This window comes from Mameliella sp. MMSF_3455 (genome assembly GCF_030733205.1).
Taxonomy (GTDB): domain Bacteria; phylum Pseudomonadota; class Alphaproteobacteria; order Rhodobacterales; family Rhodobacteraceae; genus Antarctobacter.
In genome coordinates, this window is sequence record NZ_JASHJL010000019.1 from 13,775 (window position 1) to 38,824 (window position 25,050).

The 25,050-nt window shown below is 66.0% G+C and carries 26 protein-coding genes; 16 read left to right on the plus strand and 10 right to left on the minus strand.

Translation table 11 applies throughout. The annotated features are described in order from the left end of the window. Positions 1-132: 132 nt before the first annotated feature. On the plus strand, positions 133-495 hold the full coding sequence (locus tag RBB42_RS14955; RefSeq protein WP_305970166.1) for an ArsR/SmtB family transcription factor: 363 nt from the start codon (positions 133-135) through the stop codon (positions 493-495). Further along, a complete protein-coding gene (gene arsB, locus RBB42_RS14960) occupies positions 492-1,532 on the plus strand; it encodes an ACR3 family arsenite efflux transporter (RefSeq protein ID WP_305970167.1) in 1,041 nt (346 codons plus the stop codon). Before RBB42_RS14955 ends, arsB begins: the two co-directional genes overlap by 4 nt. Positions 1,533-1,534: 2 nt before the next feature. Here arsB and RBB42_RS14965 read toward each other — a convergent pair whose 3' ends face one another. Then, positions 1,535-2,299 (minus strand): SDR family oxidoreductase, encoded by a 765-nt coding sequence (locus tag RBB42_RS14965; protein WP_306043725.1) that lies wholly within the window; start codon positions 2,297-2,299, stop codon positions 1,535-1,537. Positions 2,300-2,445: 146 nt separating this feature from the next. On the opposite strand from RBB42_RS14965, the gene RBB42_RS14970 reads away from it, so the two are divergent. From RBB42_RS14970 to RBB42_RS14995, 6 genes are all read left to right on the plus strand, one after another. Beyond that, complete coding sequence (locus RBB42_RS14970; protein ID WP_305970169.1) at positions 2,446-3,351, plus strand: 2-dehydro-3-deoxygalactonokinase; 906 nt, start codon at positions 2,446-2,448, stop codon at positions 3,349-3,351. Then, a complete protein-coding gene (locus RBB42_RS14975; RefSeq protein ID WP_305970170.1) occupies positions 3,348-3,953 on the plus strand; it encodes a 2-dehydro-3-deoxy-6-phosphogalactonate aldolase in 606 nt (201 codons plus the stop codon). The genes RBB42_RS14970 and RBB42_RS14975 overlap by 4 nt, the downstream gene beginning before the upstream one ends. 179 nt (positions 3,954-4,132) lie before the next feature. Then, a complete protein-coding gene (locus tag RBB42_RS14980) occupies positions 4,133-4,813 on the plus strand; it encodes an ABC transporter ATP-binding protein (protein WP_305970171.1) in 681 nt (226 codons plus the stop codon). Continuing rightward, entirely contained in the window at positions 4,810-6,123 is a 1,314-nt protein-coding gene (locus tag RBB42_RS14985) for an ABC transporter permease (RefSeq protein WP_305970172.1), read from the plus strand. Before RBB42_RS14980 ends, RBB42_RS14985 begins: the two co-directional genes overlap by 4 nt. Next, positions 6,120-6,605, plus strand: coding sequence for a copper chaperone PCu(A)C (locus RBB42_RS14990; protein ID WP_305970173.1), 486 nt, complete (start codon positions 6,120-6,122; stop codon positions 6,603-6,605). The genes RBB42_RS14985 and RBB42_RS14990 overlap by 4 nt, the downstream gene beginning before the upstream one ends. A gap of 165 nt (positions 6,606-6,770) precedes the next feature. Beyond that, a complete protein-coding gene (locus RBB42_RS14995) occupies positions 6,771-7,469 on the plus strand; it encodes a GntR family transcriptional regulator (protein ID WP_305970174.1) in 699 nt (232 codons plus the stop codon). On the opposite strand, the gene cueR is transcribed toward RBB42_RS14995, so the two are convergent. The 4 genes from cueR to RBB42_RS15015 form a co-directional block, all read right to left on the minus strand. After that, positions 7,466-7,855: a Cu(I)-responsive transcriptional regulator gene (gene cueR / locus RBB42_RS15000; protein WP_305970175.1), complete on the minus strand. Its 390-nt coding sequence runs from the start codon at positions 7,853-7,855 to the stop codon at positions 7,466-7,468. The two genes, RBB42_RS14995 and cueR, sit on opposite strands and share 4 nt — an antisense overlap. Then, positions 7,852-10,320 (minus strand): heavy metal translocating P-type ATPase, encoded by a 2,469-nt coding sequence (locus RBB42_RS15005; RefSeq protein WP_306043726.1) that lies wholly within the window; start codon positions 10,318-10,320, stop codon positions 7,852-7,854. Before RBB42_RS15005 ends, cueR begins: the two co-directional genes overlap by 4 nt. A gap of 77 nt (positions 10,321-10,397) precedes the next feature. Further along, entirely contained in the window at positions 10,398-11,582 is a 1,185-nt protein-coding gene (gene rlmN / locus RBB42_RS15010) for a dual-specificity RNA methyltransferase RlmN (RefSeq protein ID WP_305970177.1), read from the minus strand. Positions 11,583-11,727: 145 nt separating this feature from the next. Next, positions 11,728-12,255 (minus strand): invasion associated locus B family protein, encoded by a 528-nt coding sequence (locus RBB42_RS15015; RefSeq protein WP_305970178.1) that lies wholly within the window; start codon positions 12,253-12,255, stop codon positions 11,728-11,730. Between the two features lie 168 nt (positions 12,256-12,423). On the opposite strand from RBB42_RS15015, the gene RBB42_RS15020 reads away from it, so the two are divergent. Continuing rightward, on the plus strand, positions 12,424-13,422 hold the full coding sequence (locus RBB42_RS15020; protein WP_305970179.1) for an asparaginase: 999 nt from the start codon (positions 12,424-12,426) through the stop codon (positions 13,420-13,422). On the opposite strand, the gene serB is transcribed toward RBB42_RS15020, so the two are convergent. Together serB and RBB42_RS15030 are read right to left on the minus strand one after the other, a co-directional pair. Then, positions 13,412-14,281 (minus strand): phosphoserine phosphatase SerB, encoded by an 870-nt coding sequence (serB, locus tag RBB42_RS15025; RefSeq protein WP_305970180.1) that lies wholly within the window; start codon positions 14,279-14,281, stop codon positions 13,412-13,414. The two genes, RBB42_RS15020 and serB, sit on opposite strands and share 11 nt — an antisense overlap. Before the next feature lie 62 nt (positions 14,282-14,343). Further along, a complete protein-coding gene (locus tag RBB42_RS15030) occupies positions 14,344-15,999 on the minus strand; it encodes a Y-family DNA polymerase (protein WP_305970181.1) in 1,656 nt (551 codons plus the stop codon). A 513-nt stretch (positions 16,000-16,512) separates the two neighbouring features. Between RBB42_RS15030 and RBB42_RS15035 the strand changes: the two genes are divergently transcribed. The 3 genes from RBB42_RS15035 to RBB42_RS15045 all read left to right on the plus strand — a co-directional run bounded on the left by RBB42_RS15035 (position 16,513) and on the right by RBB42_RS15045 (position 19,055). Beyond that, on the plus strand, positions 16,513-17,625 hold the full coding sequence (locus RBB42_RS15035) for an S-(hydroxymethyl)glutathione dehydrogenase/class III alcohol dehydrogenase (RefSeq protein ID WP_305970182.1): 1,113 nt from the start codon (positions 16,513-16,515) through the stop codon (positions 17,623-17,625). Positions 17,626-17,796: 171 nt separating this feature from the next. Continuing rightward, positions 17,797-18,558 carry an ion channel gene (locus tag RBB42_RS15040; RefSeq protein ID WP_305970183.1) on the plus strand — a complete coding sequence of 254 codons (762 nt, stop codon included), beginning with the start codon at positions 17,797-17,799 and terminating at the stop codon, positions 18,556-18,558. A gap of 44 nt (positions 18,559-18,602) precedes the next feature. Next, a complete protein-coding gene (locus tag RBB42_RS15045) occupies positions 18,603-19,055 on the plus strand; it encodes a GNAT family N-acetyltransferase (RefSeq protein WP_305970242.1) in 453 nt (150 codons plus the stop codon). Positions 19,056-19,070: 15 nt separating this feature from the next. On the opposite strand, the gene RBB42_RS15050 is transcribed toward RBB42_RS15045, so the two are convergent. Together RBB42_RS15050 and RBB42_RS15055 are read right to left on the minus strand one after the other, a co-directional pair. Next, positions 19,071-19,661, minus strand: coding sequence for a c-type cytochrome (locus RBB42_RS15050; protein ID WP_305970243.1), 591 nt, complete (start codon positions 19,659-19,661; stop codon positions 19,071-19,073). Then, the gene (locus RBB42_RS15055) at positions 19,661-20,923 is read right to left on the minus strand and encodes a PQQ-dependent sugar dehydrogenase (protein ID WP_305970184.1); all 1,263 of its coding nucleotides are present in this window, start codon (positions 20,921-20,923) and stop codon (positions 19,661-19,663) included. The genes RBB42_RS15050 and RBB42_RS15055 overlap by 1 nt, the downstream gene beginning before the upstream one ends. 166 nt (positions 20,924-21,089) lie before the next feature. On the opposite strand from RBB42_RS15055, the gene RBB42_RS15060 reads away from it, so the two are divergent. Next, a complete protein-coding gene (locus RBB42_RS15060; protein ID WP_305970185.1) occupies positions 21,090-21,797 on the plus strand; it encodes an NYN domain-containing protein in 708 nt (235 codons plus the stop codon). A gap of 110 nt (positions 21,798-21,907) precedes the next feature. Then, entirely contained in the window at positions 21,908-22,090 is a 183-nt protein-coding gene (locus RBB42_RS15065; RefSeq protein ID WP_305970186.1) for a hypothetical protein, read from the plus strand. 26 nt (positions 22,091-22,116) lie between these two features. On the opposite strand, the gene RBB42_RS15070 is transcribed toward RBB42_RS15065, so the two are convergent. Further along, positions 22,117-23,052, minus strand: a complete 936-nt coding sequence (locus RBB42_RS15070; RefSeq protein WP_305970187.1) for an AEC family transporter — start codon at positions 23,050-23,052, stop codon at positions 22,117-22,119. A gap of 115 nt (positions 23,053-23,167) precedes the next feature. Between RBB42_RS15070 and RBB42_RS15075 the strand changes: the two genes are divergently transcribed. Continuing rightward, positions 23,168-24,106, plus strand: coding sequence for a fatty acid desaturase family protein (locus tag RBB42_RS15075; RefSeq protein WP_305970188.1), 939 nt, complete (start codon positions 23,168-23,170; stop codon positions 24,104-24,106). A gap of 7 nt (positions 24,107-24,113) precedes the next feature. Next, a complete protein-coding gene (locus RBB42_RS15080) occupies positions 24,114-25,004 on the plus strand; it encodes a CPBP family intramembrane glutamic endopeptidase (protein WP_305970189.1) in 891 nt (296 codons plus the stop codon). Positions 25,005-25,050: the final 46 nt, after the last annotated feature.

Sequence of the window (25,050 nt, forward strand, 5' to 3'; positions counted from 1 at the left end):
TCATCCAGTGCGTCGGGGCCCTCTTGGGGCCCTTTTTTCGTTTCCGGAGAGATCGACGCAGCCTCCCTTCTTCGAACGAAAAGAACGCGGACGACGTCTTGCGAACGCCATTAATTCGAATATACATGAATTATGGAAAAGACTGATGCCATTGCCTCCCTCTCTGCCCTGGCGCATGACGCGCGGATCGACGTGTTCCGCCTGCTGGTCAACGCTGGCCCCGAGGGCGTGACCGCAGGCCAACTCGCGGAGCGGTTGAGCATCCGTCCCAACACCCTGTCAAACAATCTCAACATCTTGTCCGGGGCCGGCCTTGTGCGCTCTCTGCGCGAGGGACGGTCGGTGCGCTATTTCGCGAATATCGATGCGATGCGCGGACTGTTGGCCTTCCTGATGGAGGACTGCTGCGGCGGTCGACCCGAGCTTTGCCAGCCGTTCCTGGACCGGATCACCTGTGCGCCAACCGCGCCAACCGACATGGAGCCCGACCAATGACCGATACAACCGCCGATCCCGCGATGGGCACCTTTGAACGCTATCTCAGCCTCTGGGTGGCATTGGCCATGCTGGTGGGCCTGGGCATCGGCGTGATGGCCCCCGGTCTGGTGCAGGCCATCGCGGCGGCCGAGGTCGCCCGCATCAACCTGGTCGTCGCGGTGCTGATCTGGGCAATGGTCTTCCCGATGATGGTCGGGGTCGATTTTGGCGCGATTTCCGGCGTGGCGCGGCAGCCAAAGGGGCTGATCGTGACGCTGGCGGTCAACTGGCTGATCAAGCCGTTCACGATGGCGCTGATGGCGGTTCTGTTCTTCGACTATGTCTTTGCCCCCTGGATCGCGCCCGAGGATGCCGCGCAATACACCGCCGGGCTGATCCTGCTGGGGGCCGCGCCCTGTACCGCGATGGTCTTTGTCTGGTCCCAGCTGACCCGTGGGGACGCGACATATACGCTGGTGCAGGTGTCGGTGAACGACATCATCATGGTCTTTGCCTTTGCACCCATCGTCGCCTTTCTGCTGGGCGTGACAGAGATTTCCGTGCCTTGGGAAACGCTGGTCCTGGCAACGGTGCTCTATGTCGTGCTGCCGCTGATCGCGGGGTTGCTGACGCGGCGGGCATTGGGCAGCCAGCAAGCGGTCGAGAGGTTCACCGCGCGGGTCAAACCCTGGTCCGTGGTCGGACTGATCGCCACGGTGGCCATTCTCTTTGGCCTGCAGGGCGAGGTGATCCTGGCCCGGCCCCTGGTCATCGTTCTGATTGCCGTGCCGATCCTGGTGCAAAGCTACGGCATCTTTGCGCTGGCCTATGGCGCAGCCTATGCGCTGAAGGTGCCGCACCGGATCGCGGCGCCCTGCGCGATGATCGGCACGTCGAACTTCTTTGAACTGGCCGTGGCCGTCGCCATCAGCCTCTTTGGTCTCAATTCGGGCGCGGCGCTGGCGACGGTCGTGGGCGTGCTGGTCGAGGTGCCGGTGATGCTATCGCTGGTGGCCTTTGCCAACCGCACACGCGCGCGGTTCCCTGCCGCCTGAGCCTAGATCGAGGCGGTGATGCCGCCGTCGACAAACAGCGTGTGCCCGTTCACAAAGCTGGAGGCATCCGAGGACAGGAAGACGCAGGCCCCCACCAGTTCCTCGACCTTGCCCCAGCGGCCCGCGGGCGTGCGCTTTTCCAACCAGGCGGAAAACTCGGGGTCGTTGAACAGGGCCTCGTTCAGGGGTGTGTCGAAATAGCCCGGCGCGATGGCATTGCACTGCAGTCCGTGGCGGGCCCAGTCGGTCGCCATGCCCTTGGTCAGGTTGCCGACCGCGCCCTTGGTCGCCGTGTAGGGAGCGATGCCGGGCCGGGCGAGGGCGGTCTGGACAGAGGCGATGTTGATGATCTTGCCACGCCCGCGCCCGATCATGTGCCGCGCGCAGGCCTGGCCGACGTGAAAGACGCTGGCGACGTTGGTCTGCAGCAACTTGTCGAACATCTCGGCGGGGAAATCCTCCAGCGGGGTCCGGTGCTGCATGCCGGCGTTGTTCACCAGGATGTCGATGGCGCCGTGTTCTGTCTCGAACCCGTCGACCGCCCCGCGAACGGCGTCATGGTCAGTGGCATCGAAGGCAAGCTCATGCACCGTTGCGCCGGTGCCGCGCAGGGTTTCGGCGGCCTTGGCCAGCCTGCCCGCATCGCGTCCGTTCAGGACGATCTCGGCGCCGGCCTCGGCCAGGCCCTGCGCAAGGGCGTATCCGATCCCTTGTGAGGATCCGGTGACAAGCGCGCGTCGGTCGGCAAGCGAGAAAAGCTGGGACATTGGGTCTCCTCCGGTCGGGTTCGGGGCGATAGCGCGCGCTTCGGGCGGCGATGTCAACCCGCGCGGGGCTTGCATCCGGACGCTTGGCAGGGTCATTGGAGAGGCCGGACCATGTTCGGCGCAAGGATCGGAAGGGAGCAGGGACCATGCCGACAGATGCACTCTCGTGGATTGCCGTGGACTGGGGGACCTCGCGATTGCGGGTCTGGCCGATGGATGCAGAGGACCGTCCGCTGGAGTTGATCGAGTCCGACCGTGGCATGTCGCGCCTGGCGCCCGACGCCTTCGAGCCGACGCTGCTGGACCTCCTTGGGGTTCGCCTGCCCGATACGACCGTGCCGGTGGTTATCTGCGGCATGGCGGGTGCGCGTCAGGGGTGGGCAGAGGCGCCGTATGCCGCCGTCCCCTGTGAGCCGCCGGTTCGCGGGATCCGTCCGCCGGTGCAGGATCCTCGCCTGTCGGTGCAGATCCTTCCCGGTGTCCAGCAGGACCGCCCTGCCGATGTCATGCGCGGAGAGGAAACCCAGATCGCCGGCTTCCTGGCGCAGGAGCCGCGCTTTGACGGCGTTCTTTGCCTGCCGGGAACGCATACGAAGTGGGCCCACATCAGCGCCAGGGAAATCGTGTCCTTCCGGACCTTCATGACAGGTGAACTTTTCGCCCTTCTGAGCAACCAGTCGGTCCTGCGTCACACGATGACCGACGAGGGCTGGGATGCAGAGGTCTTTGCCAGCGCGGTCAGCGATTCGCTGTCCCGCCCCGCCGGACTTGCCGCCTCGTTGTTTACCCTGCGCGCCGATGCGCTGTTGCACGCGACCGGATCGGCAGCATCCCGCGCGCGCCTGTCGGGCCTGCTGATCGGGGCGGAACTTGCCGCGGCGCGCCCCTATTGGCTGGGCCAGGAGGTGGTGATCCTGGGCGAGGACGCGCTTGCCACCGCCTATGCCACGGCGCTCGAGCCGCAGGGTGTGCAACCCCGCCTGCTGCCCGCCGGGGATGTAACGCTTGCCGGTCTGACCGCAGCATACCACCAGATGAAGGACCCGACATGACCAGAGAGCTCATCGCCATCCTGCGCGGCCTGACCCCGGATGAGGCCGCCCCTGTCACTGAGGCGTTGATCGAAGCCGGGATCACCAAGATCGAGGTGCCGCTGAATTCCCCCGACCCGTTCGAGAGCATCCGGCGGATGATCGCCCATGCGGGCGACAAGGCGCTGATCGGGGCAGGGACGGTTCTGGACCCGGTCGAGGTGGGGCAACTTGCGGCGTTGGGGGCGGGCATGGTGGTTTCGCCCGACTGCAATCCGCGCGTGATTGCTGCGGCCAAGTCGGCGGGGCTCTTGTCCTATCCGGGCGTTTTTACCGCGACAGAGGCCTTTACCGCCCTGCGCAACGGCGCCGACGGGTTGAAGTTCTTTCCAGCGTTCAAGCTGGGGCTCGACGGGTTCTCGGCACTCAAGGCGGTGCTGCCGACCGAGGCCGCGACCTATGCCGTGGGCGGTGTCGGGCCAGAGGATTTCATCGACTGGCAAAAGGCCGGGATCACGGGGTTCGGTATCGGATCAAGCCTGTACAAGCCCGGGCGCACTGCCGCGGACGTCAAGACGCGCGCCGCGGAACTGGTGGCTGCCTATGATGCCGCTTTTGGGTGAGGCTTGACAGCGACGGCGCGGAATGTACGTTATAACATAACGAAACGGGGGAAGAATTTTCTCCCAATTGGAATGCCGTGCCGCCTCATGCCGTCCCTTTTTCTCGCAGTCGTGACCGCAAGCGCCCTGCCTGATCATGGGGACTACAGGTTAGGCGGCGCACGAGGAGCAGTGCTCTGATGGCAATGCCCCTGCAAATCTCTGACCTGGAGGTGCGCGCAGGCCGCCGGATGCTTTTGACGGTTGCCGAGCTTTCCGCACCGGCGGGCGCCCTTATCGGCATTCGCGGCCCGTCAGGCGCCGGGAAATCGACATTCCTGCACGCCCTCAGCGGCCTGATCGAGGCGCGTGGGCGCCTGTGCTGGGGAGAGGTGGACCTGCCCCGCCTGCGGCCGGAACGCCGAACCGCCTTTCGCGCACGGAACATGGGCCTGATCTTTCAGGACTTCCTGTTGTTCGAAGAACTGTCGCCGCAGGACAACGCGGGGCTTTCAGGCCTTTTCAAGCCACGCCGTAACCGAGAGGCAATCGGCGCCCGTGCCGCCAAGGCGCTGGCCCGGCTGGGCGTGCCGGAGGGCACCCGCACGGTCGGGTCCTTTTCCGGCGGCGAGCGGCAAAGGGTGGCCATTGCGCGTGCGCTGGCAACCGATCCGGGCCTGTTGCTCGCCGATGAACCGACCGCAAGTCTGGACCGCAGGGCTGCCGATGCCTTGATCGAAGATCTGACCGGCCTGGCGCGCGCTGGCGGCAAGACCCTGATCGCGGTGAGCCACGATACCCACCTGCTTGAACGACTGGACCGCGTGCTGACGATCGAGGACGGGCAAGTGACGGAGGATACCGGGGTGCAGGCCGCATGAGGGACAGTTGGGACAGCCTCCCCGTCCTGGCGCAGGACCTGATCATTGCCGGGGCACTCTTGCTGCCTTTGCTGGTGATCGGGGGCGTTTTGATGCGGGGATTCCGCCCCCTGCCGTTGGTCCGCGCGCTGATGTGGCGGTTTCGCTGGGCCAACCTGTTGTTCATCCTGTTGATCGCCGTGTCGACCGGCATGGGCATCGGGCTGATCGCGCAAGAGCGCGGGCTGCGGATCGGCAGCGCGCAGGCGGCGGAGAAATTCGACCTGGTGGTGACCGCGCCCGGATCGGAACTGACCATGATGCTGGCGGCGGTCTTTCTGCAGCCCAGTGCCGTGCCCCTGCTGGATGGGGTGGCCTATGACCGGATTGCCAACCACCCCCAGGTACAGATCGCGGCGCCCATCGCCTTTGGTGACAGCCACGACGGCGCGCCGGTGGTCGGAACTATCACGGATTTTGTTACCTACCTCAGCGATGGCCGGATCGAAGGGCGGATATTCGCCCGCTCCGGCGAGGCCGTGGTCGGGGCGGCCATCGACCTGCAGATCGGCGATAGGTTCACGCCAGCCCACGGCCGGGGCAGTGGCGCAGATGCCGAGGCCCATGAAGGGGTCGAGATAGAGGTGGTCGGGCGGATGGCGCGCAGCGGCTCGCCCTGGGATCGCGCGATCCTGATCCCGGTCGAGACCGTCTGGGAGGTTCATGGCCTGGCCAATGGCCACACCTTCGAAGAGGGCGACAGGATCGGCCCTCCCTTCACCCCCGAGCTGTTCCCGGGCACCCCGGCGGTGATCGTTCATGCCGGAGAGCTCTGGGCCAATTACGCGCTGCGGTCGGAATTCACCGTGGCCGGTGAGACGATGGCCTTTTTCCCGGGCACCGTTCTGGCCGATCTTTACCGGGTTATGGGGGACGTGCGGCAGGCCATGTCGGTGATGTCCATCGTGACCCAGGTGCTGGTGGCGGCCTCTGTCCTGTTGGGCCTGTTCATCCTCACACGCCTGTTCCAGCGGCAGTTGGCGATGCTGCGGGCGCTGGGGGCGCCGCGCCGCTTTGTCATGGCGGTGGTCTGGGGGTATGGCGTCACGCTGCTGGTGGCGGGAACGGCGCTTGGGCTGGCGTTCGGCTATGCCGCGGCCTTGGTCCTGTCGCGGATCGTGACGCAACGGACCGATATCCTGGTGACCGCGTCGATCACCTGGGCCGAGGTGAACCTGGCGCTGGGCTTTCTGTCGGCCATGTCTCTTTTGTCGCTAGTTCCGGCGCTTGTCGTCCTGACGCGCCCCGTAGTGGAGAACCTACGCCAATGAAACACCTGCTTGCCGCACTGTTGCTGATGACCACCCCGGTTCTGGCCGAAGAGGGGCATGACCACGATGAGCCGGCCCACGCCTTTGAAATCGGCGGGCTGGAAATCCTGCATCCTTGGACCAATGCCACCGATCATGATCACGCGCTGCTGTTCATGGATCTGCACAACGAAGGCGCGGCCCCGGTCGAGATCCTGGGCGCACGGCTGGACAGCGGCGTGGAAGGGCAGTTGGTCGGCTTTCGCATGAAGGGCGGCGAAATGGGGTTCGAGACCTTGCCGCCGATCCCGGTGGCCCCTGGTCGGCAGCTGGCGCTGGCGCCGGACGGGTTGGCGATCCGTTTCGACGGGCTTGAGGCAGTGCTGGAAGAGGGGCACCACTGGGAAGTGATCCTGCTGACCTCGGCCGGGGAACTGGAGATCGATGTCGTGATCGAGGCGGAAGACGCACGCCAGCACGGCCACGCGGGTCATTCGCACTGAGTTTTGTCGCAGGACCGGGCGGACGGGACCGGTGCGGCCCGCCTTGATGACCTTGCCCGGGGAGTTTTCCAGAGACGACACACGTAATGGCGTGGCTTTCAGCCTATACATACTGCATACTTTTCGTATCCAGAATGTATTGAGGCGTCCTGTGGACGAAACGCGATGACTGCCAGCCCAAAGGAAATCTGCCGCGAGGCGCTGCGAGAACGGATCCTGTTGCAGGACCTGCCGCCGGGGACAGAGTTGGACGAGGGCCGGATTGCCGCCGATTTCGGCCTGTCACGCACGCCGCTGCGTGAGATCTTTCAGGTCCTGGCGGGCGAAGGATACCTGCGGTTGGAGGCAAACCGGGGCGCCCGGGTCGTTTCGCTAGAGCTTGCGAGTTTGCGGGCGTTCCTGCAGACCGCACCGCTGATCCTGGCCACGGCTGCGCGATTGGCGGCCGAGGTCCGGGGTGGCGAGGGGCTGGAGGCGCTGAAGGCGGCGCAACTGCGGTTCCAGCAGGCCCTGGAAAGCGCGGACGACGGGGCGGCGGCGCTCGCGGATCACGGGTTTCATGCGCAGGTCGGCGAGATGGCGGCGAACCCCTACATGCTGCCCGCGCTGAACCGGTTGCTGATCGACCAGACCCGCCTCAGCCGCGGACTCTACAGCCCCGGCACCAAGAAAGCGCGCAAGCTGGTCAAGAAGGCCGTGCAGCAGCACGAGGCCCTGATCGGCGCCATCGAAACCGGCGCAGCGGACCAAGCCGCCGACCTGGCCCTGCAACACTGGGAACTGTCTCGTGGCCATATGGAGAGTTTCCTGCGCCCTGATCCGCTGCCGATGGCGCCGGTGGCGCAGGGCGCGGGTGCGGACTAGTTCCCTTCGGCCAGGTCCTTGAGGATCGGGCAATCAGGACGGTCATCGCCGTGGCAGGCATCAACCAGGGTCGCCAGCGTATCGCGCATCCCCTGCAACTGGGCGATCTTTTCGTCGATCCGGGTAAGGTGTTCCTCGGCCACACGCTTGACGTCGGCGCTGGCACGGTGATCGTCCTGGTAGAGGCCGACAAGAACGCGGCAGTCCTCGATCGAAAACCCCAGCGCGCGGGCCCGCGCCAGAAAGGCCAGTTTGTGCAGATCGCTGTCGCGAAAGGCGCGGTAGCCGTTGGCGTCGCGCGGCGGTTTCACCAGGCCGATGTCCTCGTAGTAACGGATCGTCTTGGCCGGCAGTCCGGCCCGTTCCGCGACCTCTCCGATGTTCATGCCGTTACCTCCCGGGTTTGGGGCTCTGTGGCGGCGGGGGCGTCGCCAAGCGCCCCTTGCAGCCCGCGCAGGCGCAATGCGTTGGTCAGGACAAAGACCGAGGACAGCGCCATCGCGCCAGCCGCCAGCATGGGCGAGAGCAACATGCCGGTCAGCGGATACAGCAGGCCTGCCGCAACAGGGATCAGCGCCACGTTGTAGCCGAAGGCCCAGACCAGGTTCTGCCGGATGTTGCGCATCACTGCCCGGCTGACATGCAGCGCATTGACGGCCCCGGCGACCGCCCCTGAGGACAGCACCACGTCGGCGCTTTCGATGGCGACATCTGTGCCGGTGCCGATGGCAAGGCCGACATCTGCCTCTGCCAAGGCGGGCGCGTCGTTGATGCCGTCCCCGACAAAGATCACGGGGCCAAAGCGGTCACGCAGTTCGCGCACGGCATCCAGTTTGCCTTCGGGCAGCACCTCGGCCTGGATCTGGTCGATGCCCAGGTCTGCGCCGATGGCCTCGGCTACGGGCCGCGCATCGCCCGAGATCATGGCCACGCGTATGCCGGCCCGTTTCAGGGCGTCCACGGCAGTGCGGGCGCCGGGCTTGATCCGGTCGGCCACCGCGAAGGCGCCGGCCAGCATGCCGTCCACGGCAACCAGCACCGGGGTCTGGGCGGCACGTTCCATCTGGTGCAGAGCGTCGGAGAGCGGGGTCATGTTGATGTTCTCGCGCGCCATCAGCCGCGCATTGCCGACCAGAACGGCGTGGCCTTCGACCCGCGCGCGCAACCCGTGTCCGGGAATGGCCTCGACCTCTTGGGCGGCAGGGGCTGGACCTGCGGCTTTCTCCAGGGCGCGGGCGATGGGATGTTCCGAACCCTGTTCGGCGGCGGCGGCGAGGCGCAGGACCGTGTCCGCATCGAACCCGGGCGCGGGTTCGCTGTGCACCAGTGCGGGGCGACCCTCGGTCAGTGTACCGGTCTTGTCAAAGGCGATCACCTTGGCGCCATCCAGCCTTTGGAGCGCCTCGCCTTTGCGAAACAGGATGCCCAGTTCGGCCGCGCGCCCAGTGCCCACCATGATCGAGACCGGCGTGGCCAGGCCCATCGCACAGGGGCAGGCGATGATGAGGACAGAGACACCGGCGACCAGCGCAAAGGTCAGGCCGGGCCCGAAGATCAGCCAGGCGAGGACCGTGAGGGCGGCGATGACCAGCACCGCGGGGACGAACCACAGCACCACCTTGTCGGCCAGCGCCTGGATCGGAAGCCGCGCGCCCTGCGCCTGTTCCACCATCGAGACGATGCGCGACAGGACCGTGTCGGCGCCCACCGCCTCGGCCCGTACACGCAGCGCGCCGGCGCCGTTGACCGTACCGCCGATGACCTGCGCGCCTTCGGATTTCTCGACCGGGGCAGGTTCCCCGGTGACCATGCTTTCCTCGACAAAGGACCGGCCCGAGATCACGATGCCATCCGTGGCGATCCGTTCGCCGGGGCGGACCTGCAGGATGTCGCCGGTCTGCAGTTCAGTAAATGGAATTTCTGCGGTTCCGAAGTCGCGTTCGACGCGGGCCATGTCGGGACGCAGGTCGAGCAGGTGGCGAATGGCGGCGCCGGTGCGCCCCTTGGCGCGCGCTTCCAGCCAGCGGCCCATGAGGATCAGCGTGACGATCACAGCAGCCGCCTCGAAATAGACGGCCCGGGCGGATTCCGGCAGCAGCGCCGGGGCAAAGAGCGCAACCGAGGAATAGCCCCATGCCGCCAGCGTCCCCAGCGCGACCAGCGAGTTCATGTCGGGGGCGCCCTTGACCAGCAGTGGCAGGCCAATGCGGTAGAACCGGCGGCCCGGCCCCACCAGGACCAGCGTCGTCAGCATGAATTGTACCGTCCACCACAGCGTTTGCCCCAAGGTGGCGTCAATCCAGTGGTGCAGGGCGGGGACGAGGTGGCCGCCCATGACACCGAGGAAGACCGGCAGGGTCAGGGCGCCCGCGATCAGGGTTTGCCGTTTCAGTGCAGCGGCTTCCTCGGCCTGGCGGGCGGTTGCATCGGGGGTCTCACCCGAGTCCAACGGCGTGGCCGGGTAGCCCGCCGCTGTCACGGCCTCGACCAGGGTCTGCGGATCGACACTGCCTGCCAGAAGCAGTGCCTCGGCGGTCTGCGCAGTCAGGTTAACACGCGCTTCCAGCACGCCGGGCAAAGCGGCCAGCGCCATTTCCACCCGGCCCACGCAAGAGGCGCAGCTCATGCCTTCGATGCGCAGGCGGATGCGCTGTTCAGCGGCAGGATACCCGGCCGTCTCGAGCGCGTCGCGCAACTCCCCGGCGCCGGTTTCGGTCTCGACCGTGGCCATCCGGTTGGCGAGGTTGACGTTTGCCTCGCCCACGCCTTCGACGCCTTCCAGCGCGCGCGTTGCCCGTCCGGCACAGCCGCCGCAGGTCATTCCGGTTACTTCGAATCGCAATCGAGTCATGGATCGTGCCTCCTGCGACTGGATATGGGGGTTCCAGTCATGGGAAGGTAAAGACCTGACGACGTTTTTTTTGAGGCTTAGCCCAGACCGGTTTCCTGCGCGATCTGCGCGCGCGACTTGCGTGCCCGTTCCGTGGCGGATTTCAACTGCCCGCAGGCTGCCATGATGTCCTCTCCCCGCGGGGTGCGGATCGGCGAGGCATAGCCGGCCTTGTAGATAATATCCGCGAACTTCTCGATCCGCGACCAATCCGACCGCTGGTAGGGCGAGCCGGGCCATTCGTTGAAGGGGATCAGGTTGATCTTGGCCGGGATACCCTTGATCAGCTTGACCAACCGCCGCGCGTCCTCGTCCGTGTCGTTCACATCCTTGAGCATCACGTATTCAAAGGTGATGCGTTCCGAGTTCGACAGGCGCGGGTATTCGCGCAGCGCGTTCAGCAGGGTTTCGATGTTCCAACGCTTGTTGATCGGCACCAGCTTGTCGCGCACCTCGTCGGTGGTGGCGTGAAAGCTTACCGCCAGCTGACAACCGATTTCCTCGGCGGTCTTGGCGATTTCCGGCACCACGCCAGAGGTGGACAGGGTGATACGGCGGCGCGACAGGGCGATGCCTTCACCGTCCATCGCGATCTTCATCGCGTCACGAACGTTCTCAAAGTTGTACAGCGGCTCGCCCATGCCCATCAGGACGATATTCGACAACAGGCGCGGGCCGCTCTCGCCCGTGCCGGTGCCCGGTTCCGGCCATTCGTCCAGGTCATCGCGCGCCAGCATGATCTGCCCGACGATCTCTCCGGCGGTCAGGTTGCGAACCAGCTTCTGTGTGCCGGTATGGCAGAAGGAACAGGTCAGCGTGCAGCCCACCTGCGAGGAAATGCACAGCGTGCCGCGGTCTTCCTCGGGGATGTAGACCACTTCGACCTCGTGCCCGCCGGCGATGCGGACAAGGTACTTGCGCGTGCCATCGGCCGAAACCTGACGCGAAACCATCTCGGGCAACGCGATCACGAAGTTTTCCGCCAGCAATGCGCGATAGGGTTTGGCCAGGTTGGTCATGGCGTCGAAATCGCGCACGCCCCAGTGATACAGCCACTGCCAGACCTGGTTGACCCGCATCTTGACCTGTTTTTCCGGTGTGCCGGCGGCCAACAGCGCCTCGCGCAGTTGCGGGCGGGTCAGGCCGATGATGTTCATCAGTCCCTCCGGCAGCTTGCGGGGGACGGTCAAGAGATCCTGGGTAATGGGCGTCGTCGCAGTCATGCGAAAAGGCTCCTGTCTGGCGCGAAGCCCGCCGTATACAGGATTCGCAGGCAAAGCCAAAGGGCCGGATGACATTTCGTCACGCGGCCCCTGCTTCTTCTCTCTTCAAATACTCAAGAAACGGCCTTGGGCCGTTCCCCTCGGATCAGGAACAGCGCGCCTCGGCGTCTTCAAAGGCGGCGGTGAACCCAAGCAGCGAGAAGGTGTCCTTGGTGGTGGTCCCGCGCGAGGAAACGGCGGTGATCACCGCGTCCGCGCCGCGCTTCATCGCGGTGATGATCCGGGTGTCGTCCTGCGGGGTGGCCGGCCAGGCCCATTCGCCTTCGGTATAAAGCTCGAACTCGCTGTCGCCGATCACCACGTTGACGGTCGACCCGTCCGCGAAGGGATAGCCGCCGGTAAAGGCGACCTGGCCGCTGACCCCTGCCTCGGGACGGAAGAAGACCATCAACAGGATCTCGCCCCGCGTCACGGCGACCACGCGGCCGTCCTTGGTGTTGACGCTTTCCTTGTAGGTGGTCACGGCCCAGCATTCGCGGGGCGTTTCCTCTTCGAACACCGACCAGTCCGTCATCGCGTCCACGCGCGCCGTACTGCTATCCTGCGCGCCTGCTGCCGCCGCGCTCAGCACAAGGGCGAGCGCGCCCAATCCCCGACCCAGACCTGAAATCATTCCTGCAGCCTCCAGCTGTCTCTACCTCGACTTCCGCACTGGGCCTTGAATGTCCCGGATGGCCCGCACACGAAAGGGTTTTTATCTCGACGGCGGGACAATAGCCTGAAAGAAGTCGGGCGTAAAAGCCCCGGTGGCAGATTATCGCTCAACTGTTGGAGGTTGTTCATGACAGCGGTTCCCCTGGTCGAAATTCATCGCGGACCCGTGATCGAAAGCTGGCATTCCGGGCACGCCGTGATCTGTGACACCGCGGGCGAAATCGTCGATGCCTGGGGCGACCCCGAGGCGGTAATCCTGCCGCGCAGTTCGGCCAAGATGCTCCAGGCGCTGCCGCTCGTGTCCTCGGGCGCGGCGCGGGAGGCCGGGCTGGGGGCAGAGCGGCTGGCACTGGCCTGTGCCTCTCATAACGGGGCGCCGCTGCATGCGCGGCTGGTGGGCGATTGGCTGGCCGAACGGGGCCTGACCGAGGATGACCTGCTGTGCGGGCCACAGCCCTCGCGGGACAAGGAATTGCGGTTCTCGATGATCCGGGAGGGGCAAGACCCCGGGCGTGTGCTGAACAACTGTTCCGGCAAGCACACCGGCTTTCTGACCTTGACGCAGCACTTGAAGGCGGGACCGGATTACGTCGATCCCGCGCATCCCGTGCAGTTGGCCTGCCGCGAGGCCTTCGAAGAGGTGACCGGCGAAACCAGCCCGGGGTTCGGCATCGACGGCTGTTCGGCCCCGAACTTCGCCACCACGATGACCGGCATGGCGCGCGCGATGGCGTTCTTTGCGGGCGCAGCGGGGCGGGGCGATGCGCAGTCGCGGGCGGCGGCGGAACTGGTGGAGGCGATGATCGCACACCCCGTTCTGGTCGCGGGCGAGGGGCGTGCCTGCACCCTGCTGATGCAGGCCGCGAAAGAGCCGGTGGCACTCAAGACCGGTGCAGAGGGATATTTCATCGCCATACTGCCCGCGCGCGGCCTGGGCGTGGCGGTCAAGATCGCGGATGGGGCGACGCGCGCCTCGGAATGCGTGATCGCGGCGCTGATGGTGCGATTGGGGGTGCTCGACGCGGACCACCCGGATGTGGCGCGCTTCCTGAATCCGCCGATTAGCAACTGGGACGGGTTGGTGACCGGGGAAATCCGGCCCGTGGCGGGGCTGGTCAGGCAGTGACGAATTCGCCCCTGGCATAGCCCTGCAGGTAGAGCAGGGCTGTCAGGTCACCGTGGTTCACCCGCAGGTCGCTCTGCGCCTGGACCGAGGGTTTCGCGTGCAACGCCACGCCCAGCCCGGCGCGGGTCAGCATGCCCAGGTCATTGGCGCCGTCGCCCACGGCGATCACGTCACAGGCGGAAATCCCCAGTTCGCCGGTGATTTCGTCCAGCGCCTGGACCTTGGCCTCGCGGCCCAGGATCGGGCGGCCGACCTCTCCGGTCAGCTCACCGTTCTCGATCAACAGCGTGTTGGCGCGGTTCTCGTCAAAGCCCAGCAGTGCTGAAACCCGCGTGGTGAAGGCGGTGAACCCGCCCGAGACCAGAACGCAATGCCCGCCCGTCGCGTGCATCGTCGCCAGCAGGGTCTTGCCGCCTGGCATCAGCGTGATGCGGGTCTCGACCACCTTGTCGATGACGCTCTCCGGCAGGCCCTTGAGCAGGGCGACCCGTTCGATCAGGGCGCCTTCGAAATCCAGCTCGCCGTTCATGGCGCGGGCGGTGATCTCTTTCACATGCGCGCCGACGCCCGCCTCTTCGGCCAGTTCGTCGATGCATTCCTGCTGGATCATGGTGCTGTCCATGTCCGCCAGCAGCATCCGCTTGCGCCGGTTCGCCTCTGGCAGGACGTTCAGGTCCGCCATCTCCGCGATGGAGGCGCGGATCTCGTCGAGGTTGCCGGGCGTGGTTTCCAGCGGGAATTCAGCTGCCTCGTCCGGGGAAAGCCAGCTGACCGTGCCGCCCCCCAGCGCGTTGCGCAGGTTTTCGACCAACGCCGGGTCGAGCTGTCCGGGTTTGGCGATGAGAGAGGCGATCTGCATGGGCGGCTCCGTCCTTGGTCGTCGCGTTTTTGTCATGGGCCGGCGCGGATGACCAGTGGCGCTCAGGCAAAGCTGCCCTGGCAGAACCAGCCGGGTGAGGCCATGCCGCCATGCGCGTAGAACAGCCAGAGCCTTTCGCCGCGGTCCGTATCGACCCGCCAGTAGTCACGCGGGCCCGAGCGCCAGTCGGGATCGTCCAGCCACCATTCCGGCGCGATCCGTTCCGGACCCGCTCGGGCGGTGGCCTGCCAGTCCCGTCCGCGCCAGCGAAACCGCTGCGGCGGGCGCGGCTGGTCTGGGGCGGCGACAGGCTCGGGCCGCCAGAGCAGCAGGGGGCGGATCACCGGGGGCGCGGGCCAGTCGCGTGCGGCCTGTGACCAGGCAGCGGCCAGGATTTGCGACGCCTTTTCAGGGATGTGACTGTCGGCAGGGGCGCGGCGCGTGATCGCCTCCATCCCCAGCCGGGCGCCAAGGCGACTGACCAGGTCCTCGAGCGCGGCGCCGCCGTGGATGCGGCGGGTGCCCTGTTGCGCGGCCTCCAGGTGGCCGGCGCGGGTGCGGGCATGGAGCGGTTCGTGCACCACCGCCTCCAGCCGCAGCATGTCGATGCCGGGCCCGGCATCCAGATCGGGGATCTTTAGCCTTATCAGGGGCATGAGCCGGTGGGGCTGGTCGCTGGCCACGGCGCTGGTGACGGTCTGCCAGTACATCTGGTGATCGCAGCGATGCGCCTCGATCCGCAGTGATCGGATGCCGCGGCCCCTGGCCTTGAGCGTGGTGCAGAGCCGTTCCGTCATGCGCGAGAGCGCCTCGGCCACGTCTTCCTCCAGCCCGATGGGATCGGGAAAGGACATGCGCAGGGCAAAGCGATCCGGCGGCGCGCTGGGCGAGACCGGTTCCGGCGCGGCGCCGGTGGCCTGGTCCAGCCGATCGACCAGGCCGCGCCCGAACCGGCGTGCCAGCGGCGCGCGGGGCTGACCCAGAAGATCTCCCACGCGGCGCAACCCGAGGCGGGAAAGCTGTTCGATAACATGGGGTTCCAGCCGTAATGCCGCGATGGGCAGGGGTGACAGCGCGCGCCAGCCCTGGCCGGGGGGCGCGATGCGTGTCCTGGTGCCCTGCGCGGCGGAGCGTGGCGGGGCGGTGCCGCCGCGGGTCCAGTGGCGGCGCTTGCCGGCGCGGGCGCGGGTGGCGGGGGCCTCCTGGTCGATGGCGTCGCCGGAGCGGGCGGGGTCTGCCTGTTGTTGCGAGAAGCGCGCCAGCGCCCAGGCCGCGCCCAGCGTGTCGGCGATGCCGAAATGCACCGTCAGGCCAAGGTCGGCGCAGTCCTGCGTGGCCTGTTGTGCCAGCTGTTCCTCACCGCCAAAGAGATGCGCGCAGCCGGTCAGGTCGATCACCAGAGCATCGGGCGGCTCCACCGCGACCCAGGGCGAAAACTTGCCCGCCCAGCGGTGCAGGGCGCCAAGAAAGGCTTTCTCCTGAATGGGTTGCGCCGGACGGGTGAGCAGGCCCGCGCACATGGCATGGGCGTCGCGCAGCGGCTGACCGGGGCGCAGTCCGGCCAGGGAGGCGGCCTGTGACAGCGATCCCAACACCTGCGCCGAGCCCTCTTGCGCGACGGTGGCAAAGGGCACTTCGGCCAGGTGAGGCTGGGCGCGGATCAGGCGTTCGGCGCCAAGGCGGGGGAACCAGAGCGAGAGGATTCGGCGGTTGGGCATGGGGAGTCGCGGGCAGAATGTTCTTGTTATGTTCTAATCCTCGCAGCACGCGGAGTCGAGTCCGGGAGGCGGGGTTTCAAGAGCGCACGGTGGGGTAACGGGGCGTACGCCGTGCGCGCAACACAAGACCTTGGGGGCGCGGTGTCCGCGACCACAAGGCGGAGGGCAGGTGTCACCCCGGCCCCGTCGCTGCGAATCGTACAAAACGTACAAAAGGTACGGCGATTCCAGCATTTTGTACAAAACGCGGGGCGGCCTCCGGCGTTGCGACGCGGCGCCGGCCGGAAATCCGGTTAACGGGCGCAAAGGTCGCAGGCCGGACGGGGGAGATCGGCGGCGCTGGTGTCGCATTTGTCGCGTGTCCGGTCGCCCCGTGACCTTTGGGAAACCCGCCTTGGCACCGGGCGTCCGGCGCCGGGCGAAGCGTGCCCAAAAAGGCCCGGCCCGCGCTTGCGACGGCCCTCGGTTTGCATCAGAGTCCGCGCAAATACAAATCCACGAGAAGGATGGACGATGCGCACAAGAGCCGCAGTAGCCCTGGAAGCGGGCAAGCCCCTTGAGGTCATGGACGTGAACCTGGAAGGTCCCAAGGCCGGCGAGGTCCTGGTGGAAATCAAGGCGACGGGGATCTGCCACACCGACGAGTTCACCCTGTCGGGTGCCGACCCCGAGGGGCTGTTTCCGGCGATCCTGGGCCACGAGGGCGCGGGCGTGGTGCTGGAGGTCGGCCCGGGCGTGACCTCGCTGAAGCCGGGCGACCATGTCATCCCGCTTTACACCGCCGAATGCCGCCAGTGCGAATACTGCCTCAACCCCAAGACCAACCTCTGCCAGAGCGTGCGCGCGACGCAGGGGCAGGGCCTGATGCCGGACGGCACCTCGCGCTTTTCGATGCTCGATGGCACGCCGATCCTGCACTACATGGGCTGTTCGACCTTCTCGAACCACACGGTTCTGCCCGAGGTCAGCCTGGCCAAGATCAACCCCGACGCGCCCTTTGACAAGGTCTGCTACATCGGCTGTGGCGTCACCACCGGCATCGGCGCGGTGATCTATACCGCCAAGGTCGAGATCGGCAGCCGCGCGATTGTCTTTGGCCTGGGCGGCATCGGTCTGAACGTGATCCAGGGCCTGCGGCTGGCGGGTGCGGATCAGATCGTCGGCGTCGACCTGAACCCCGACAAACGCGCCATGGCCGAGAAGTTCGGCATGACCGATTTCGTCAATCCCAACGAGGTCGAGGGCGATCTTGTGCCCTACCTGGTCGACCTGACCAAGGGCGGCGCGGATTATACCTTTGACGCGACCGGCAACGTGAACGTCATGCGCACGGCGCTGGAATCGGCGCACAAGGGTTGGGGCGAGTCGATCATCATCGGCGTGGCACCCGCCGGGGCCGAGATCTCGACGCGTCCCTTCCAGCTGGTCACCGGCCGGGTCTGGCGCGGTACCGCCTTTGGCGGCGCGCGGGGCCGGACGGACGTGCCGCAGATCGTCGACTGGTACATGGACGGCAAGATCGAGATCGACCCGATGATCACGCACACGCTGACGCTGGACGAGATCAACAAGGGCTTCGACCTGATGCACGCGGGTGAATCGATCCGCTCTGTCGTGGTCTACTGACCGGGACGGCGGAAACCCCGCCCCAGGCTTGTGGAAACGCCGGTCCATGAAGGGCCGGCGTTTTTCGTTCGGGGGGAGCGCGATGCCGGGTCATCGCGCCAGCCCCCCGGGCGTCTTTCCCTTCCCGGAAAACCGTCCTAGTCTTTTGCCCAGACCACCAAAGGACGGCCCATGCGCAACAAGATCCGTGAGCTCTATGTCGGTGAGAGCGACCGGGCGCACAGGTTCCGCTACGCGCTGCTGTTCTTTGACATCGGCACCATCCTCTTCGTGATTGCCACGTCCTTTACGCAACACGGCCCCTTCGTCGAGACGGTGGACGCGGTGTTCGGTGTCATCATCCTGGCGGAGCTCGGCGCGCGGTTCTGGATCTCGACCAACCGGGTGCGGCTGATGACGCGGCTGGTGACGATTGCCGACCTGATCGCCATCGTTTCCTTCCTGGCGCCGCTGGCGGGCGAGGGGCTGGGATTCATGCGGGTGATGCGGACGCTGCGGCTATTGCACACCTACCACCTGTCGGCCCAGCTGAGGCGCGACTTTGCCTATTTCCGCCGCAACGAGGATGTGGTGCTGGCGGTGCTGAACCTGGCGGTCTTCATCTTCATCATGACGGGGCTGGTCTATGCCACGCAGTACACCTTCAATCCGCAGATCCAGAACTATGCGGACGCGCTTTACTTCACCGTCACGGCGCTGACGACGACGGGGTTCGGCGACATCACCCTGCAAGGGGATGTGGGACGGCTGATTTCGGTCATCGTGATGATCTTTGGCGTCACCTTGTTCCTGCGGCTGGTGCAGGTATTGATCCGCCCCAACAAGGTGCGCGAGGAGTGCGAACAATGCGGGCTGGTGCTGCATGACGCGGACGCGGTGCATTGCAAGCATTGCGGCGCGGTGATCCATATCAGGACGGAGGGGCAGGCGTGATCATACGCAAGGCTGTCGAGGCGGACCGGGCGGCGGTCTGGACCATGCTGGAACCGGTGTTCCGCGCAGGCGACACCTATGCCATCGACCCGGACATCCCGCGCGAAGCGGCGCTGGACTACTGGTTCGGGCCGGAACGGCATGTCTTTGTCGCCGAGGACGCGGGAGAGGCCCTGGGCACCTACTACATGGTGCGCAACCAGAAGGGCGGCGGCAGCCATGTCTGCAACTGCGGCTATGTCACCGCCCCGGCGGCGCAGGGGCGCGGCGTGGCGCGGGCGATGCTGGCGCATTCGCTGGAAGAGGCGCCGCGGCTGGGGTTTCGCGCGATGCAGTACAATTTCGTCGTCTCGACCAACACGCGCGCGGTGGCGACATGGCAGCGCGCGGGGTTCGAGGTGGTGGGGCGCCTGCCCGGCGCCTTCCTGCATCCCGCCGAGGGTTATGTCGACGCGCTGGTGATGTACCGCACGCTGGCGGACAGGCAGGTGGCCTGACACCTTCCTTTCGGCCTAGTCCGCCGGAGGCGTTATCGTGAGTTCGACGGCCGAGTACCAATCGGCGATCGCGCGAATTTCCTCGTCGGTCAGCTCTGCGGCGACGGCGGACATGATCTCGTGTTCGCGTTTGCCGCGCTTGAAGGCCTTGAGCTGCGTGTCGATGTAGATGTTCGTCTCGCCGGCGAGGTTGGGGGCGTTCAGCAGGAGCGAGATGCCGTCCGCGCCGTGGCACGAGACACATTGCTGCGGGGCGTCTTCGGGGGCGACCCCCTCCGGCAGCCTCGTCTTGACCCCGTGCGCGGCGTACCAGGCCGCCACGTCCGAGATCTGCTGTGCGCTGAGGCCCGCAGCGACGACGCTCATCATCTCGTGCTGGCGCTGGCCGGTCTTGAAGGCCATGAGCTGCGCTTCGAGGTAGTCCTCCGGCTCGCCGCCGATGTGCGGCGCGATGGGGATCGCGGCATAGCCGTCGATGCCGTGGCAGGTGCGGCACATGTTCGCGATCTTGCGTCCGGCGGCGGGATCGTCTGCTGCGGCGGGGAGGACCAGGGTGATCCCGGCGAGCGTCAGCCCGCCGAGGATCGTTGCAAGGATGCGCCGCATCATTCGGCGGGCGCCGGGTTGTAGGCGATACGCCAGATGGCGCCGGCGAAGTCGTCGGAAACGAGCATGGACCCGTCCTTGAGGAAGGCGATGTCCATCGGGCGGCCGCGATATTCGCCGGTCTCTTCATCCAGCCAGCCATCGGCAAAGATCTCTGCGCTGACCGCGTCGCCGTTTTCGTCGAGGCGGGTGAACATCACCCGCGCGCCGACCGGCGTGGTACGGTTCCACGAGCCGTGCTGCGCCCAGAAGATGCCGCCCTTGTAGTCATCCGGGAAGGAATTGCCGCTGTAGAACCGCATCCCGAGATCGGCGGCATGGGCCGTCAGTTCCAGTTGCGGTTCGACGAATTCGACGCCTTCGGGACGCGGGACATCCTTGAAGTCGGGGATTTCGACACGCGCATTGGTCCAGGGGAAGCCGAAATGCTGGCCCGCCGCCGTCTGACGGTTCAACTCGCCCGGGGGAATGTCATCGCCCATGCCGTCGACCTGGTTGTCGGTGAACCAGAGATCGCCGTTGGCGGGGTTGAAGTCATGACCCACGGAATTGCGGATGCCGCGCGTATAGACCTCTCGTCCGGTTCCGTCCGTGTTGATCCGGATGATGCCGCCGATGCCGATTTCGTCGTACATCTCGACCTTGTCGGCGGGCTGCACGTTGTGCGGCTGTCCCAGCGAAATATAAAGCTTGCCGTCCGGGCCGACGCGACAAACCCGCGCGGTATGGTTGAAGCTTTCCTCTTCCTCGGGGATCAGATCGCCCTTCTCGACGACAACGCCCACGGCCGGGTCGGGCCCTTCAAAAAAGAACTCTGCCGCGGGGAAGGTCAGCACGCGGTTGCGCTCGGCGATGTAAAGGAACCCGTCTGGCGAGAAACAGGGGCCGTTCGGAATGTCGAAAGTGATTGACGGCGCAAAGTCGAAAACCTCGTCGGCCACGCGGTCGCGGTCGCGGTCCACCACCGACCAGACCTTGTCTTTGCGGGTGCCGACGAAGGTCACGGTGCCCTGCGGAGCCACCGCCATCGACCGCGCATCCGGCACGACCGCGTAGAGGCTGATTTCGAAACCGTCGGGGACATTGATGTGTTGCAGGATGCCTTCCAGCGCCTCGGCCCGGTCGCCGTCCTGCGCCACATGGGTGAACGTGGCGTCGGTGCGCTGCATGTTCGTCAGCTTGTCCATGTTGTCCTGTGCGAGGGCCGGCAGGGCCGTCATCGAGGCCAGGGCCAAGGCAGAGGCCAAGTGTCTTGTGGTCATAATTTCCTCCCAATTTTTCAAATTTGGTCGGCTTATCGTTGCGAAATATTGGCGCCGACTCGCGCTAGAGTAAATTGAACGCCCTTCAAGCTGTCAACAAATCTTACCAATTTGGCGATTTTCGTTTGCGATTGCGCCGGTCCCGCATTGGGGTCAGGATGCGCCCATGTCAAAAAACACTCTCCTCGCGGTGCTGATCGACGCCGACAACACCTCGCCGAAATACACCAAGGCGCTCTTTGACGAGATCGCGATCCTGGGCGAGGCCAGCGTGCGCCGCTGCTATGGCGATTTCTCCAGCCAGCAGATGTCGGGCTGGAACAAGGTGCAGGCGGATTTCGGCATCGTGCCGCATCACTCGCCCGCCAATACCGTGGGCAAGAACGCCAGCGACATCGCGCTGGTGATCGACGCGATGGACCTGATGCACACGGGGCGTTTCGACGGCTTTGTGCTGGTGAGTTCGGACAGCGATTTCACCCGGCTGGCCAGCCGTATCCGCGAACAGGGGCTGGATGTCTACGGCATGGGGATGCAGAAGACGCCAGATGCCTTCCGCAAGGCCTGCAAACGCTTCATTTTCCTTGAAAACCTGGATTCGGCCCCCGAGAAGGCCCCGGGCGACAAACCCAAGGCCAAGACCGATCTGACGCAGGCGCGGGACCTGATCTTCAAGGCGATGGAATCCATCGACCAGGACGACGAATGGTATCGCCTGGGCGATATCGGGCAGGTCATCACCGCCGCCAACCCGGATTTCGACACCCGCAGCTACGGCAAGCGCAAACTCTCGGACCTGGTGGCGGAACTGAAGGTTTTCGAAACCAAGCGCAGCGCCAGCGGCAACCAGCTTTTGCTGCGCCGAGTCGACTGAGCGGGATTTCCGGGAACCCGGAGCCCGCCTCGTGCGTTGATCCTGACGCCGTCCCGGAGGAGGCCGGTGCGGCGTGCGCAATCGTCAGGACATCAGAGGAGGATGGACTAATGGATCCAGTCAAGGCGACCGAAATCGCACATGCCCTTTACCGGGCGCATGGGGGCAAGGCCGAGGCGGAGGCCGCGCAGCGCGAACGGGAGTCCCGGGATGCGGGCGACGACCGGGAGGCGGAGAACTGGCGCGCGATCCGGGGCAGCATCCGCCAGATGCGCGGCGCCAACCAGAGCTGATGTAGGCGCCCGCTCTCGCGGCTGGCTCAGGGCCACCAGCTGGTGACCGTGGCGATCACGGCGCTGACCGTGACGATGCTGGCGGTGGTGGAAATCAGGATAGAGGCCGAGACGCGCTGCGGCGCGATGCCGTAGTGTTGTGCCAGAATAAAGACGTTGCCCGCCACCGGCAGCGCGGCGGCCGCAACCGCCACCGAGGCGCGGTAGGCATCGACCGGAAAGAAGATATAGACCCCAAGCCCCACGAACAGCGGGTGCAGCACCAGCTTGGCGAAACTCAGCCAGGCGGCGATTTCGATCCGTTCGGCGGATTTTGAGGCCAGCGAGGCCCCGATGGCAAAGAGCGCGCCCGGCGTGGCGGCATTGCCCAGCGTCGTCAGGAAGCTGTTGGCGACCTCGGGCACGGGCAAGCCGCTGGCCGAGACGGCAAGGCCGAGACCGATGGAGACGATCATCGGGTTTTTCAGCAGTCCCAGCAGCAGCTTCCACAGGATGCCCAGCCCCATGTGCCCCTCGCGCGCGCCCGTCACCAACAGCGTCAGGAGCGAGGAAAAGACGATCAGGTCGATGGAAAGGATCAGGATGATCGGGCCCACGGCCTCTTGCCCCAAAAGCAGCGCCAGCATGGGAACGCCAAGAAAGCCGGTGTTGCCGATGGCGGCGCATTGCGCCTCGATCGAGGCGGTGGGCAGGTCCAGCCCGCGCAGGAAGGCCACCGCCATGCCCAGGGCCCAGGTGACGGCGGTCCCCCAGAGATAGGCGCTGGCCAGCCGCGGCTCGAAGATCTCGTCAAAGCGCAGATTGGCCGAAAAGCGGAAGAGCATCGCCGAAAGGGCGAAGAAGAACACGAACTTGGTCAGTGCGGCGCTGGCCTCTTCCGAGAAGAACCGCGTCTTGGCGGCGCCATAGCCCAGCCCGATCAGGCCGAAGAAGGGCAGGGTCTTGAGGAAGATATCCAGCATGGCGCTGCTGTAGCACGGGGAACGGCGGGGTCAACGGCGCAGGCTCCCGGCTTGTTGATCCAATTGGAGGGCGACACCGTTGACAGCCATGCCCCCGGCCCCGGATCATGAGGCCATGACACCGGGAAAGGCCTTTTTGACGACGGAGGAGATTCGCAGCCTCTCGGCCCGTTCCGACCTCTGGGGCGCGGCGTTGCTGGCGCATTGCTGGGGGCTGATCCTTGGCGCGCTGGCGCTGTTCCTGTGGTGGCCCGGCGTGCTGACCTTTGTGCTGGCTTTCATGGTGATCGGCTCGCGGCAGCTGGGGCTGGCGATCCTGATGCACGAGGCGGCGCATAACGCGCTGTTCAAGTCGCGGAAACTGAACGAATTTGCCGGTGTCTGGCTGTGCGGGGCGCCGATCCTGGCGGATCTGGCTAGCTACCGGCACTATCACCTGATGCACCACCGCCATACGCAGACGGAACAGGACCCGGACCTGCGCCTGTCGAAACCCTTTCCGACCACCCGGGCCTCGCTGCGGCGCAAGCTGATCCGGGACATCACCGGGCAGACGGGGATCAAGCAGCGGGCGGCGCAGGTGGCCTTTGCCTTTCGCCTTGTGGGCGAGACCGAGGGCGTCAGCAGCCAGGACCTGGCGCAGGCCTTTCACGGGCCGGTGCTGACCCGGGCGCTGGTGGCGAACGTGGTGCTGTTCGCGCTGTTCTGGGCGCTGGGCGGCTGGTGGCTGTGGTTCGCTCTGTGGCTCTTGCCGCTGCTGACATGGTTCCAGATGGTGCTGCGGATCCGCAATATCGCCGAACATGGCGCGACCGAGTTCAGCGAGGATCCCTTGCGCAACACGCGCACCACCCTGGCCGGGCCGCTGGAGCGGCTGTTTCTTGCCCCCTACTGGGTGAATTACCATCTTGAACACCATCTGGTGATGCATGTGCCCGCGCATAACCTGCCGCGCCTGCACGCGATGTTGCGGGCCAAGGGCGTGACGGGGCGGATGATGCTGGCGAATGGCTATGCGCAGGTGCTGCGCGCGGCCTCGGCCCGGACGGCCTGACCGCCGCATGAGCTACAGGCGCCACCAGTTCATGACCTTGCCCGCCGAGGGCCGCGCCGAGCTGTGGCGGCTGGGCATCGGGCTGGTGCTGATCGTGGTGATCTGGTTCGCCCTGGCACGCGGCGTGATCGCGGTGCTGGGCAGCCTGATGGCGGGCGACGCCTACCTGACCTTGCTGGACAACCTGCAAAGCGGCGACACCCCCGGCAGCCTGACCCTTGTCCTGTTGCTGAGCGGGGCCCTGTGGATCGCCGCGATGGCGGTGGCAGAGATCCTGCACAAGCGGCCGGGGCGCAGCCTGATTGGCCCATGGCCGCTGTTCTGGCGCGATTTCCTGCGGGTGACTGGCGCTGTGGCGGTGCTGAACGCCGCGGTGTTGCTGTTGCCGCCCTGGGATTACCTGTCTTCGACGGTGCCGGGCCTGCCGGTGAACAGCTGGATGCTGTTCCTGCCGACGACTCTGGTGGTCCTGATCATCCAGACCGGCGCCGAAGAGGTCTTTTTCCGCGGCTATTTCCAGTCGCAGCTGGCGGCGCGCTTCCGGCATCCGCTGATCTGGCTGGGCTTGCCGTCGGTCGTTTTCGGCGTTGGCCACTACCTGCCCGGTGTCTATGGCGGCAACGCGGCGCTGATCGCGGTGTGGAGCGCGCTGTTCGGACTGGCAGCGGCGGACCTGACGGCGCGGGCGGGCAACCTCGGCCCGGCGATCGGGCTGCATTTCGTTAACAACTTCATGGCTTTCGCGGTGACCGCCCTGCAGGGGGAAATGTCCGGTCTGGCGCTGCGGCAGTTGCCCTTTGGTCCCGGCGACGAGGCGGCGCTTGCGGCGCTCTTGCCGTTGGATCTGGCGCTGATCGGGGTCAGCTGGCTGGCGGCGCGCGTGGCGCTGCGGTTGTAGGGCAGGGGATTGCCTGCGCGGGCGGGGCCACTGGCTTTGGTTGATT